We start from the raw sequence: 13,592 nt of genomic DNA on the forward strand, positions 1-13,592 counted from the left end.
CTCACTCCTTTTGTCGGTGAAACAAGGTCCGGAACAAGTGCCGGGTTTCCGGCCCGTCGAATTTCTGAAAGCTGGCAATCACGCGGCTCCGCTCGGCCTTTTGGCGTTGATCCAGAATCGCAATCAATCCCCCCACGGCCAGACCCATCCGCGCATCCACATGACCCCGCGTGTCGCTGTGCTGCGCGACAAAAGCCAACAAGGACTTTTGCTGAACAGAGCAGTCGTTGAACACGCCCAGATTGTCCTGTAGCTTTTTCAACGGCTTGATGATGTTCTTGAAGCTCTTTTCATCGAACAGAGGCCCAAAAATCTCCATCAGATAGCGCAGTTTCTTGCAATCGATACGAAGGTCATGCACGGTTTCGTCCGGAGTTTCGTCGGTGATACCGCGTGCGATTTTGCAGACCTTGCGATACCGTTTCCAGATCAATGTGCACGCGTATTCATGTGCTGCCCGTTTCGCGTTTGATCCGGGCGTCAGGTGATCCGTTCCGTTGAACATCGCCGTCAGATCGGACATACGGGCGTCGTATTCGTCACTGCGCAACCGGCGGGACAAGCGTGACAGTTCCTTGGCGCGCTCCTTCTCGAAAAGGTCGAACATCTCTTGCAGGCCCGCGTGAAGACTGGGCGGTACCAGACTGAAGTATTTATCTTTTTCCAGAAGGTAGACATCCAGATCACGCATACGCCCGGTGGCGGCCATGAGATCGGAAAAGACACGCTTCAATTGCACTGTCTGCGCGTCGGAAAATACGCCTTTGAACAGGCTGATCACGGATCGGACCTTTCGCAATGACACCCGGTAATCATGCAGAAACTCTGTGTCGATATCGGCAATCACCCCATATTCGTTTTGCCGGGCAACTTGCAGGTATGTTTGAATGATATCTGCCGCGACCTGAATAGATGGCTCAGCTTTTCCCAACTTGATCTCTGGCTTGGCCCGATAGGCGGCCATGCCCGGGAAAAGTCCGGCACAAAGCGCTTCGACACCCGGCCCGCCCCCGGACAAGGCGGATATCGCGGTGTTCACTTTTTGAAATTCTTTCTCATACCCCCGCAGCCGCTGAAGCTGAACGATTGCTGCCTGACCCGTCTGCGAAGACAGGCACCAAACCGTTCCCCTGACCAACGTTTTCTCAAGCTCATCCAATATGACGAGGGGTTTCGTCTGAATCTCTCCGGTTCCGATCTGCATCAGCGCACGCAGTTTGGGGAAACCCTTCAAAGCCCTTGTCACTGGACCCTGCGGCAGGTCTTGAACAAACCGCCCCTGCCCCTTGCAGCGTTGAGACAGCGGCGCACGGCCATTCTGGAAAAGCCACAGTGTTTCTGCGACCTCGACCAGAACACGACCTGAATTCCGCAACGATTGATCGTGGCAATCCAAAAGCACGAAAGATCTCGATTCCGTTGATGGGCCGATCCTGATCGTGAACCCGGGAATGAGCTTTTCAACATGCGCTTTGTCAATGGATCGGGACAGAATGCACTGAACACCTGAAGGTTCGGTCATGATCCACCAATCCGGGGCGTTTTCAGGTGTTCAATGACATTTGTCTCAACGATCTTCTGCACGCTGGTTCCTTCTTCGACGGTTCTGATCCTTCATCACGTTCAGCGTATTCGGCTTTTACCTTGGTCAGCAGTTTGTCTGGCCCTGGACCGACCCGCGTTTGGTATCTGTTGGCTTTTGAAACCCGGACCGCCGAGGCAGCATGACTTCATGAGAGCGGAAACACCAGAAGACAGCAAGGCATTATGTTTCGCCAACGCGCAAACATGGGTGACAGACCCCAGAGGTGCAATTAAGACAGGCTCATGAGCGATCCAGTTTCTTCGATCCGCAACCTTGGCCCGGCTTTCGAGCAGGCCTGCGCGCGCGCCGGCATCCACTCGGCTGATGAACTGCGACAGCTGGGACCGGATGAAGCCTATGCCCGGCTTTTGCGGGCTGGTACCAAAGCACATTTCATCGGCTACTATGTTTTGGTGATGGGGCTTCAGGGACGCCCCTGGAATGATTGCAAGGGTGAAGAGAAAAAGAAGCTGCGACAACGTTTCGACGCGATCAAGGCCGGCAACAGCGCCGCGCCGGAAAACCGGATGGTTGCCGATCTGGATGCCGTCGGGGTTCGGGTTGAACCCAAAGATCTAAAGCAGGTCTGAACAAAAAAAGGCCGCTCCTGGCGGAGCGGCCCGATCTTTCGGCAAAAAACCGGTTTAGCCGACCAGTTCGATGCCCGAGAAGAAATATGCGATCTCAACAGCCGCTGTTTCCGGTGCATCCGAACCATGGACCGAGTTTTCGCCAACCGATTCAGCAAATTCCGCGCGGATGGTGCCCGGTGCTGCGTCCGCCGGGTTGGTTGCACCCATGACTTCACGGTTCTTCGCAATGGCACCTTCGCCTTCCAGAACCTGAACAACGACCGGAGCCGACGACATGAATTCGCACAGTTCGTCATAGAACGGACGCTCGGCATGTACTTCGTAGAACTTGCCGGCTTGTTCCTTGGTCATGTGGATGCGCTTCTGCGCAACGATACGCAGCCCGGCTTCTTCGAACTTGGCGTTGATCTTGCCAGTCAGGTTGCGGCGCGTTGCGTCGGGTTTGATGATCGAGAATGTACGTTCCAGTGCCATGTCGGCCTCTCCTTACAATGTGGCGCGGGTCCGCGCCGAAATCCATCGCGCGCCGCGTACCACGGTCTTTCGCTCATGAAAAGTGTTATGATGGTTTGCCTGCCGCTTTGGCGCTCAGAATGTATCCGGCAAAGGGTCTACCCGGTCCAGACGCCGAACGTAAAGCACTGCAAGCAAACCTGCAAAGCTGCTGGCCCACATCATGCCCAGAACCAGAAACGGCCCGTTTTCAGGGCTGACAAACGCACCCGTCATCGAGGTCAGGATCGCGCCAAGCCCGACCACCATCGCCCCAGACAACCCTGCCGCGCTGCCTGCCAGTTTGGGTCGCACGGACATGACCCCTGCCGAAGCGTTTGCATTGGTCAGCCCATTGCCGAACCCAACGCAGATGGCCGAACCGAAGAATACCCAGACTGACCCCAGCCCGGCGATGAACAGAAGCAATCCGCAGAATGGCCCGGTCGAAGCCACAACGCGGCCGATCAGGATCATTGTGGTCAGACGTGTCCGTGCCGCGATCCGACCAGTAACGAAGTTACCGACCATGAACCCGCCTGTTATGATACCAATCCCAAGTCCCAACATGGCAGGGCTCAGATCAAACCATGCGGCAGCAACCAATGGCGCGCCGGTGATGAAGCTGTAGAACCCACCAATCGAAAACGATGCGCATAAGGCATAGCCCCAGAATCGGCGGGCGCGGAACAGATCCGGATACTCGCGCAATTGGGCTGTAAAGGTTGAAGAGCGGTTTGTATTGGTCTCGCCCATGTCGAACCAAAGCAAAACCAGCAGCCCTGCCCCCAGCACAGTGTAAAGAACAAACCCCGAGCGCCAGCCAAAGAGCATGTCGAGTGTCCCACCTAGCATAGGGCCAAGCATTGGGGCCAAAGCCATGGCCATCGCCACATACCCCAGTTTGCTTGCAGCCTCGTTCGGCGGATACCGATCTCTGATCGATGCGCTGGACAGAACTGACCCAGCCACCACCGCGGCCTGCAAAAGACGAAAGCCTAGGAACGTCCAAATGGCCTCGGCCAGAAAGCATCCGATTGAGGCGATGACGAAGATGGTGATGCACATCAATAGTATCGGTCTGCGCCCGTAACGATCGGAAAGCGGACCCATGATTAGTTGCAACACGGCTGAGACCGCCAGATACCCGGCAACCGACAGGTTAACCAAGCCATAATCTACACCGAAATCCGTACTCATGTGGGCCAAAGACGGCAGGAACATGTTCAGTGACAAAACCGACAGTGCCGTGGCAAAAATCAGAGTGACCAAGTGCGGAGGTGTCCGGGCCGCGCGCATGTGAAAACCGTTCTGAATAGCAAACGACACAGCGCTATCACATTGCTGAAAGCTTGAACATGCCGAGCCGCTGGCGGTGGCTACACAGCTCTGCTAAGAGCGCCCCATGTTACGGATCGAAGACATCACTTATGCCGTTGAAGGTCGCCCGTTGTTTGACGGCGCAACCGCGACGATTCCCGATGGTCACAAGGTTGGCCTTGTCGGTCGGAACGGAACCGGAAAGACCACGCTGTTCCGCCTGATCCGGGGCGAGTTGGCTTTGGAATCGGGTAATATCTCGGTCCCGAAACGCGCTCGGATCGGTGGCGTGGCGCAAGAGGTGCCCTCTTCTGACGTTTCGCTGATCAACACGGTCCTGGCTGCCGATACCGAACGCAGTGCGTTGATGGCCGAGGCCGAAAGCGCCGAAGACCCGACACGTATCGCTGAAATTCAGACACGTCTGGCCGATATCGACGCCTGGTCCGCCGAGGCCCGCGCGGCTTCGATCCTCAAGGGGTTGGGCTTTGACGACGAAGACCAGCAGCGCCCCTGTTCGGATTTCTCGGGCGGCTGGCGGATGCGCGTTGCGCTGGCGGCGGTGCTGTTTTCTCAGCCCGATCTGCTGCTGCTGGACGAACCGACCAACTATCTGGACCTCGAAGGCGCGCTGTGGCTGGAAAGCTATTTGGCCAAATATCCGCACACTGTGATCACCATCAGCCACGACCGCGGCCTTCTGAACCGCGCCGTGGGTTCGATCCTGCATCTGGAAGACCGCAAGCTGACCTATTACGCCGTGCCCTACGATAAGTTCGCGGAACGCCGTGCGGAACGGCTGGCACAGGCGGAATCGGAAAACGCCAAGGCCAAGGCCCGCATCGCACATCTGCAAAGCTTTGTGGATCGGTTCCGCTACAAGGCCTCGAAGGCCGTTCAGGCCCAGTCGCGCCTGAAGATGATCGAACGCATCCAACTGGTCTCGACCCCGCAAGAGGCCGCCCTGCGCGCCTTCAGCTTTCCGGAACCCGAGGAACTGTCTCCACCGATCATCCAGATCGAAGGCGGCGTCACCGGCTATGGCGAAACCGAAGTGCTGCGCCGCCTGAACCTGCGTATCGATCAGGATGACCGTATCGCGCTGTTGGGCAAGAACGGACAGGGCAAGTCGACCTTGTCCAAGCTGCTGTCGGACCGGCTGCCCCTTATGGCGGGTAAGATGAACCGCAGCAACAAGCTGCGCATCGGGTATTTCGCACAGCATCAGGTGGATGAGCTTTACGTGGACGAAACGCCGCTGGACCACCTGCGCCGTCTGCGCCCTGACGAAGCGCCGGGCAAGTGGCGATCGCGACTGGCCGGGTTCGGGTTGAATGCGGATCAGGCGGAAACCGAGGTCGGGCGCCTGTCGGGCGGACAGAAAGCGCGGCTTTCACTGCTGCTCGCCACGATCGACGCGCCCCATATGCTGATCCTTGACGAGCCGACCAACCACCTTGACATCGAAAGCCGCGAGGCGCTGGTCGAGGCGCTGACGGCTTATTCCGGCGCGGTGGTTCTGGTCAGTCACGACATGCACCTGCTGAGCCTTGTCGCGGATCGACTCTGGCTGGTTTCGGACGGTACCGTCAAACCTTTCGACGGCGACCTTGAAGCCTATCGGTCCCTGCTGCTGGCGCGCGACAGACCCGTCAGGGAAAAGCCCCGGGCGGTCAAATCGAAACGCCCCCCGCGCGAGACGATACTGGCCTTGCGTGCGGATCTGCGCAAATGCGAGGACCGGATCGAAAAGCTGACGGAAATGCATGACAAGCTTTCGACCAAACTGGCCGATCCGGCGCTGTACGAGGACGACAGGATCAACGATCTGGAAACCTGGAACCGCAAGTTCACCGAAGTCACTGAGGCCATGCAAAAAGCCGAGGCATTGTGGGTCGCGGCCGCCGAACGGCTTGAACAGGCAGAAACCGCATGAGCACGCCCATCACGGACACCGACGCCATGATTGCGGGTATGCATCCCGACTTGCAGCCCGGTGAATTTGCCTTTGTCGTATGGCCTGAAGACAAACCTTGGCCACAGGGCACGCGGGCCAGCTGCGCCGAGGCCGAAGGGCAGTCTCTTGTCGTCCCGATCGCGGCGGCTCCGCAAGATGCTGTCGCGATGCGGTGCATCACGTTGCAGGTTCATTCCTCGCTGGAAGGTGTTGGTTTGACCGCCGCCGTTTCCAGCGCGCTGGCACGGGCCGGCATTCCCGCGAACATGGTCGCGGGGTATCATCACGATCACGTCTATGTCCCATCAGGTTGTTCGCAAGATGCCATGCGTATCCTGCAAGACCTGCAACGGAGCAGCAGATAGCAATGGACAGTGCATTTCTGATTACCGCGTTCACAACGCTTTTCGTGGTCCTTGATCCGCCCGCGCAAACGCCGATCTTCGTGGCGCTGACACAGGGTATGGACTGGCACACGCGCCGGTCCATTGCCATTCGGGCCTGCCTGACGGCGGGTTTCATCCTGGCCCTGTTTGCCGCCTTTGGCGAAGCCCTTCTGGGGTTTGTTGGCATCTCGATGGAAGCGTTCCGCGTTGCAGGAGGTGTCCTGCTGTTCCTGACCGCGCTGGATATGCTGTTTGAACGCCGCACCAAGCGACGCGAAAGCAGCGCCGAGGAAGAGGAACACCCGGATCCGTCCGTCTTTCCCCTGGGCATCCCGCTGATTGCAGGCCCCGGATCGATTGCAACGATGATTCTGCTTGCGGGCCAGCAGCCGGGCATTCAGGGCCTTGCTATTGTCATCGGTGTGATGCTGGTTGTGCTGGCAATGGTCTTCGTGATGTATCTGACCTCTGGCGCGGTCGCGCGGGTTTTGGGCAAGACCGGGCTGAACGTGTTGACCCGGCTGCTGGGGATGTTGCTTGCGGCCTTGTCGGTGCAGTTCATTCTCGATGGCCTCAAGGCCTTTGGTTTTGCGTCTTAAACCCCCATATATGTGACGTGCAATTTGAGTGGGGTGAACCCTGTGGACAGCGTCGATATCGGACAACTGGTCTATCTGGTCGTGCTTGGGCTGGCCGTCGCGTTCTGGTTCGTTTCGCAAAACCGCCAGTCCCTGAACAAGACGTTGCAGCAGGTGATGGCCTGGGTGTTCATTTTTGTTGGCGTCATCGCCGTCATCGGCCTGTGGGAAGACATCCGGTCTTCGGTTGGCCCTGCCCCGCAGATGACCGTCACCGGCAACGCGATCGAGGTGCCTCGTGCCTATGATGGTCATTATTACCTTCCGGTTTTGGTGAATGGTGAGCCGATCAACTTTCTTGTCGACACCGGCGCCAGCCAGATCGTTCTCAGTGCCCGGGACGCAGAACGTGTAGGCATCGATCCCGATCAACTGAACTATTTCGGCCGCGCCCTGACCGCCAACGGCGAGGTGCGCACGGCGCCGGTGCGGCTTGACACCCTGACCGCAGGCCCCATTACCGACCAGAACGTATCGGCCTGGGTCAATGAGGGCGAGCTGGATAAATCGCTTTTGGGGATGGAATATCTGCATCGTTTCTCGAGCGTCCAATTTGCAAATGGCAAGTTGATCCTGTCTCGTTGACGGCCCTGATCACTTGAGAACAAAAATAGAACATGCTAGCATTCCGGCATGTCCACTCAACTTCTTGGCCACAAAACTGCGCGTCAGGCGCCGGGGGTAAAGCTCCATCCGCAGATCACCCTGGAACTGGGCCGCGTGCACGAGGCATGCGGCCCCGCCCGGCGCAGCTTTGCCATGTGGCTGGCCGGTCAGACGCAGGGGCCGGTCTTGTGGATTTCCCCCGCCTGGGAACCCGGCCAGCTGAACCCCGATGGGATGATGGCCTTTGCCGATCCGGCCCGGTTCATTTTTGTTCATCCCACCCGTGCCGAAGATCTGCTGTGGTGCCTGGAGGAGGCGCTGCGCAGCGGGGCCATTCCGCTGATCATCGGCGACCTGCCCGGCGCACCGGGGCTCACGCCGATACGCCGGATGCATCTGGCCGCCGAACAGGGGGGTGCGATGGGGCGGGCTCCGCTTGGTTTGCTGCTGACACCCGGAGATGGCGGCGCGCAAGGGGTTGAAACGCGCTGGCACATGGCGGCCACCCATCGGGATGAGGCTCGGATCTGGGCTCTGACACGCCGCCGCGCCCGTGCCCTGCCCCCGGTCACATGGCAGGCCACCATGACCGCCGCCCGTGCCGGGTTGCATCTGGAACGGATCGAAACCAAAGACACACCGGCATAAAGCCACACGGATCACGCAAGATGTGACTGGTCAAAACGCGGGCCGCGCCCTAGCGTCACCACATGAGCCATCCGATCCATGACAGCCGCTATTCCTGGCTTCGCCTTCTGATCACGCTCGCCATTGCAACAGTGGCGAATGTGGGCATGTGGGCCGTGATCGTGGTCATGCCCGCAGTCGAAACCGAATTCGGGGCCGGTCGTGCCGAAGCCTCGATGCCGTACACTTTGGCGATGATCGGTTTTGCCCTGGGCAACATGTGGCTGGGGCAGGTGGTGGACCGGCTGGGCGTCACCAGCGCCCTGATCGGAGCAGCCGTCTTGAGTGCGCTGAGCTATGTGCTGGCAACGCTGGCACCGAGCATAATGTTGCTATCCGCGGCGCATCTCCTGCTGGGGCTGGGCACATCGATTGGGTTTGGCCCGCTGATCGCAGATATCTCACATTGGTTCATGAAACGGCGCGGCATTGCCGTCGCGTTGGTCGCCAGTGGGAATTACCTGTCCGGCGCCATCTGGCCCACCATGCTGTCCGGAATTCTGGCGCGGGATGGATGGCAACAGGTCTATCTGACGCTCGCCGTGCTGACGCTTGTCGTCGTCATTCCCCTGTCGCTGCTGCTACGCCGCAGGGTTCCGGTCGAGGCACACAGCACCGCCGCAGCATCCGCCCAAATCAATGCACGAAGTGTCGGTGTGTCACCGCGCGCGCTGCAATATATTCTGGGCCTGGCCGGGATCGGTTGTTGCGTCGCCATGTCGATGCCACAGGTTCATATCGTCTCCTATTGCGTCGGGCTGGGATATGGGCCCGCGGTCGGGGCCGAGATGCTGTCACTGATGTTATTGGGTGGTGTTGTCAGCCGGATCATCTCGGGTCTGCTGGCTGACCGGCTGGGCGGAGTCATGACGCTTTTGATCGGTTCGCTCCTGCAATGCATCGCCCTGTTCCTGTTCCTGCCCTACGATGGAATGGTGTCGCTTTATGCCATCAGCCTGCTCTTTGGTCTGGCACAGGGCGGCATCGTGCCCAGCTATGCGTTGATTGTCCGCGAATACATGCCGCCGCAAGAAGCTGGTGCGCGGGTCGGGTTCGTCATGATGATGACCATTCTTGGCATGGCACTCGGTGGCTGGATGTCAGGATGGATCTACGACCTCACCGGAAGCTACCAACTGGCGTTCGTGAATGGCATCTTTTGGAATGGTCTGAACATTGCGATCATTCTGATGCTGCTCAGAAGATCCCGCCCCACACGGGAAAGCGTCATGGCATGATCCTTCTGACCCGTCGCAGCCTGCTTGCCGGGCTGGCAACCCTGCCCCTGACCCAGGCGGCACAAGCCGCATTGCGGCCATACATCCTGTCGGATGAAGGCACCCGGGTCGGGTTCACGTTTGATCTTGCGGGGGTGACACAGTCAGGGACGATGCCGATCCGGACCGCCAATGTTCAGATTGACACAGGTCGGCTACAGAACAGCCAGGTCACGGTGACACTGGACGTCAGCAAAGCCAGAACGCGGCTTCCCTTTGCCCGTATGCCCATGCTCAGCCCCAGCGTTTTGGACGCGAAGCAGCACCCAACGATCCGGTTTGTGTCAACGGACATACAACTGGGCGCGGAAGGGCGGATATCAGATGGCGCTCGGATCACGGGTGATCTGACGGTCCGCGGCGTGACCCGCCCGATCACGTTGGAGGCCAATCTGTACCGGCAGGTAGGAAGTGCAGTGAACGATCTGAGCCGCCTGACCATTGGCCTGAAGGGCGCTTTGAACCGGCACGACTTCGGAGCTTCGGGCTATCCTGACCTGGTTGACGACACCGTCGGCCTGGACATCCGCGCCGAGATCATACGCGCGACCTGATCGCCGAACGGCAAAAAACGACTCGCTAAAGTCGAATTGATGCGCGCATTGTGCGGCGACCCTGCCAATCTGAGACCACCATGCGCACGATCATTTCATTTGCAGCCCTGTTTCTTTCGGTCATTCTGCTTCAGCTTTCGACAGGAGGCGTCGGGCCACTCGATGCCATATCCGGCATCACGCTGGATTTCACGACCGAACAGATCGGTCTTTTGGGGTCTTCGCACTTTCTGGGGTTTTTCATCGGCTGCTGGTGGGCACCACGTCTGATGGGCAATGTCGGTCATTCGCGCGCATTTGCAGTTTGCACCGCGTTGGGCGCGATGGGCCTCATCGGACATACGCTGACCGAAAACCCATATATCTGGGCCGCCCTGCGTGTGGCCTCGGGCACCTGCGTGGCAGGCGCATACACGGTGATCGAGGCCTGGCTGAACGCGAAGGTCACCAATGAAACCCGAGGGCGTGCAATGGGAACGTACCGGATCGCGGATATGGGCGCGTCCCTGTGCGCCCAGTTGATTATCGCCGTTCTGCCCCCGGCCTCTTACGTCTCGTATAACCTGCTGGCGATCCTGTGCTGTGCGTCACTGCTGCCGCTGACGCTGACCAAAGCAAGCCAACCCAAGACACCTGACGCGCCCCGCCTGAAACCCAAGCTGGCTTGGCGCAGCTCACCCTTGGCCGTGGCTGGCGTGATCGTGGCCGCGCTCAGTTCGGCCTCGTTCCGAATGGTGGGTCCGGTTTACGGGCAAGAGGTCGGACTTGGCGTCGATCAGATCGCATTCTTCCTGGCCTCTTTCGTACTTGGTGGAGCGCTTGCTCAATACCCCGTCGGCTGGCTGGCTGACAAATATGACCGGCGCTGGGTCCTTATCTGGCTGTCGGCTGCCGCGGTACTCAGCTGCGGCGTCACCATGGCAGCCAGCGGCACCGGAACGATCGGGGTCATGTCGGCGGCCGTGTTCTTTGGCCTGACAACCTTTCCGATCTTCTCGGTCTCATCCGCCCACGCAAACGACTTTGCCACGACCGAGGAACGGGTGGAACTCTCGGCTGCCCTGATGTTCTGGTTTGCCTTGGGGGCAATTGCATCGCCCTACATAACCTCGACCCTGATCCAGCAATTTGGCCCGGGTGCCCTTTTTGCCTTCGTGGCGTTCGGACATGTCTTCCTGATCGTGTTTGGTCTGGCGCGGATGCGGTCACGCCCAACCCCCGAGGAGCGCACGAATTATGTTTACGCCCCGCGCACTTCATTCACGATTGGTCGCCTTCTGAAACGGTCGCGGGAAGAGTGAAAAACTGGGCACCCCCGTGTTCTTTGAATGTCTTTTGTGATCACCCCGACCTTTTCGGTCGGCTCGGTATGGAACAAGTACGGGGCACTGCGACTCGGATTCAAAGAGGTGAAGTCCCTCTGCTTGCCCCAAAAGCTTTGGGCATGTCCCCGGAACGCGATCCAGATCGTTGCGGCAGCACGATTTTCGTTGCCTTCGGGGTCTAAATCGACAAGCAGGTCAATGCCGGGCTTTTGCTAGGCGATCACATCATGTAGACGGGCGCGCAGACAGTTACGCGGAAACGGATCATGGCTCGGATTCTCATCACCTCGGCGATCCCCTACATCAACGGGATCAAACACCTCGGCAATCTGATCGGCTCGCAATTGCCGGCTGATTTGTACGCGCGTTACCAGCGTGGCCGGGGGAACGAGGTCATGTTCCTGTGCGCCACGGATGAACACGGCACACCCGCCGAGCTGGCCGCCGCCAAGGCCGGCAAGCCGGTGGCGGAGTATTGCGCCGACATGTATGCGATTCAGGCTGATATCGCCAACCGGTTTGGCCTCAGCTTCGATCACTTCGGCCATTCGTCCAGCGAGCAGAACAAGCGCCTGACCCAGCATTTTGCGGGCAAGCTGGATGACGCGGGCCTGATCCGCGAAGTCAGCGAGAAACAGGTGTATTCCAACGCCGATGGTCGCTTTCTGCCTGACCGCTATATCGAAGGCACCTGCCCCAATTGCGGCTATGATCGCGCGCGCGGCGACCAGTGCGAAAACTGCACAAAGCAGTTGGATCCGACGGACCTGATCGAGCCGCGTTCGGCCATTTCCGGATCGACCGACCTGGAAGTGCGCGAGACCAAGCACCTGTATCTGCGTCAATCCGCGATGAAGGACAAGCTGGATGCGTGGATCGACAGCAAGACGGACTGGCCGGTCCTGACCACTTCGATTGCCAAGAAGTGGCTGCATGACGGCGACGGCTTGCAGGACCGTGGCATTACCCGCGATCTGGACTGGGGTGTACCGGTCAAGAAAGGCGATCAGGATTGGCCGGGGATGGAAGGCAAGGTCTTTTACGTCTGGTTCGACGCCCCCATTGAATACATCGCCTGCGCCAAGGAATGGGCGGATGCCAACGGCAGGACCGATGCGGATTGGGAACGCTGGTGGCGCACCGATAAGGGCGCGGACGACGTGCGCTACGTCCAGTTCATGGGCAAGGACAATGTGCCGTTCCATACGCTGTCCTTCCCGGCCACCATCCTGGGCACCAACGCGCATAATGAAGAGACCGGATCACCCGAACGCTGGAAGCTGGTGGATTACATCAAGTCGTTCAACTATCTGAATTATGACGGCGGCCAGTTTTCGACCAGCCAGGGCCGTGGCGTTTTCATGGATCAGGCGCTGGATATTCTGCCTGCCGATTATTGGCGCTGGTGGCTGCTGAGCCATGCGCCCGAAAGCAGCGACAGCGAATTCACCTGGGAGAACTTCCAGCAATCGGTGAACAAGGACCTTGCAGACGTTCTGGGCAACTTTGTCAGCCGGATCACCAAATTCTGCCGCTCGAAATTTGGTGAAACCGTGCCCGAAGGTGGACAGTTCGGCCCCCGCGAACAGGCTTTGATCGAAGAGCTCACCAAACGTGTCCGCGCCTATGAAGGCCATATGGAGGCGATGGAGGTTCGCAAATCCGCGCAGGAGCTGCGGGCAATCTGGGTCGCAGGAAATGAATATCTACAGGCCGCAGCTCCGTGGTCCACATTTAAAGAAGACCCCGAGCAGGCCGCCGCACAGGTACGTCTTGGCCTGAACCTGATCCGGCTTTACGCCGTTCTCAGCGCACCGTTCATCCCCGAAACCTCGGCCCGCATGCTGAGCGTGATGAACACGCTGGATACCAGCTGGCCCGAAGATGTTGCCACCGCGTTGAACGCCTTGCCGTCCGGCCACGACTTTACCGTGCCAGACGTTCTGTTCGCCAAGATAACGGATGAACAGCGCGAAGAATGGCAGGACAGGTTCGCGGGAACCCGCGACTGATCGGTCCGGCGCATTGGACGCAGGGGGCCCATTTCGGGCCTCTCTTGCTCAAGCCCCGCGGCCACGTCAGTGCCTAAGCCAGCATAAGTGCTTGAACTTTTGACATCCGTCCCGACCGGCGCGGGACTCATCACGCTTGAGATATCGGCACAAAAAAGTC

General features: G+C 59.0%; 13 protein-coding genes. 10 read left to right on the forward strand and 3 right to left on the reverse strand.

The genetic code is table 11. From position 1 onward, the window contains the following. Position 1 precedes the first annotated feature (1 nt). Positions 2-1,522 (reverse strand): CHAD domain-containing protein, encoded by a 1,521-nt coding sequence (locus tag GOW31_RS05715; RefSeq protein WP_171168487.1) that lies wholly within the window; start codon positions 1,520-1,522, stop codon positions 2-4. 305 nt (positions 1,523-1,827) lie between these two features. Here GOW31_RS05715 and GOW31_RS05720 point away from each other — a divergent pair, with 305 nt between their 5' ends. Next, positions 1,828-2,175, forward strand: a complete 348-nt coding sequence (locus GOW31_RS05720; protein WP_171168488.1) for a TfoX/Sxy family protein — start codon at positions 1,828-1,830, stop codon at positions 2,173-2,175. A gap of 54 nt (positions 2,176-2,229) precedes the next feature. Here the strand turns inward: GOW31_RS05720 and ndk are convergent, their stop codons facing one another. Then, entirely contained in the window at positions 2,230-2,652 is a 423-nt protein-coding gene (ndk, locus tag GOW31_RS05725) for a nucleoside-diphosphate kinase (RefSeq protein WP_068334875.1), read from the reverse strand. 114 nt (positions 2,653-2,766) lie between these two features. Then, the gene (locus GOW31_RS05730) at positions 2,767-3,969 is read right to left on the reverse strand and encodes a multidrug effflux MFS transporter (protein WP_171168687.1); all 1,203 of its coding nucleotides are present in this window, start codon (positions 3,967-3,969) and stop codon (positions 2,767-2,769) included. 106 nt (positions 3,970-4,075) lie between these two features. Here GOW31_RS05730 and GOW31_RS05735 point away from each other — a divergent pair, with 106 nt between their 5' ends. From GOW31_RS05735 to metG, 9 genes are all read left to right on the forward strand, one after another. Further along, positions 4,076-5,926 carry an ABC-F family ATP-binding cassette domain-containing protein gene (locus tag GOW31_RS05735; RefSeq protein WP_171168489.1) on the forward strand — a complete coding sequence of 617 codons (1,851 nt, stop codon included), beginning with the start codon at positions 4,076-4,078 and terminating at the stop codon, positions 5,924-5,926. Continuing rightward, positions 5,923-6,312 (forward strand): ACT domain-containing protein, encoded by a 390-nt coding sequence (locus tag GOW31_RS05740; protein ID WP_171168490.1) that lies wholly within the window; start codon positions 5,923-5,925, stop codon positions 6,310-6,312. Before GOW31_RS05735 ends, GOW31_RS05740 begins: the two co-directional genes overlap by 4 nt. A 2-nt stretch (positions 6,313-6,314) precedes the next feature. Next, complete coding sequence (locus GOW31_RS05745; RefSeq protein WP_152457746.1) at positions 6,315-6,932, forward strand: MarC family protein; 618 nt, start codon at positions 6,315-6,317, stop codon at positions 6,930-6,932. A 42-nt stretch (positions 6,933-6,974) separates the two neighbouring features. Beyond that, positions 6,975-7,556, forward strand: a complete 582-nt coding sequence (locus GOW31_RS05750; protein ID WP_152457745.1) for a TIGR02281 family clan AA aspartic protease — start codon at positions 6,975-6,977, stop codon at positions 7,554-7,556. A gap of 48 nt (positions 7,557-7,604) precedes the next feature. Then, positions 7,605-8,225 carry an ImuA family protein gene (locus GOW31_RS05755; protein WP_171116317.1) on the forward strand — a complete coding sequence of 207 codons (621 nt, stop codon included), beginning with the start codon at positions 7,605-7,607 and terminating at the stop codon, positions 8,223-8,225. Positions 8,226-8,287: 62 nt separating this feature from the next. After that, on the forward strand, positions 8,288-9,502 hold the full coding sequence (locus tag GOW31_RS05760) for a CynX/NimT family MFS transporter (RefSeq protein ID WP_171168491.1): 1,215 nt from the start codon (positions 8,288-8,290) through the stop codon (positions 9,500-9,502). Continuing rightward, positions 9,499-10,095 (forward strand): YceI family protein, encoded by a 597-nt coding sequence (locus GOW31_RS05765; RefSeq protein ID WP_171168493.1) that lies wholly within the window; start codon positions 9,499-9,501, stop codon positions 10,093-10,095. Before GOW31_RS05760 ends, GOW31_RS05765 begins: the two co-directional genes overlap by 4 nt. A gap of 80 nt (positions 10,096-10,175) precedes the next feature. Beyond that, a complete protein-coding gene (locus tag GOW31_RS05770; RefSeq protein ID WP_171116322.1) occupies positions 10,176-11,396 on the forward strand; it encodes an MFS transporter in 1,221 nt (406 codons plus the stop codon). Between the two features lie 290 nt (positions 11,397-11,686). After that, positions 11,687-13,432: a methionine--tRNA ligase gene (gene metG / locus GOW31_RS05775; protein ID WP_171168496.1), complete on the forward strand. Its 1,746-nt coding sequence runs from the start codon at positions 11,687-11,689 to the stop codon at positions 13,430-13,432. Positions 13,433-13,592: the final 160 nt, after the last annotated feature.

This window comes from Ruegeria sp. HKCCA0370 (assembly GCF_013033705.1).
Classification (GTDB): domain Bacteria; phylum Pseudomonadota; class Alphaproteobacteria; order Rhodobacterales; family Rhodobacteraceae; genus Ruegeria.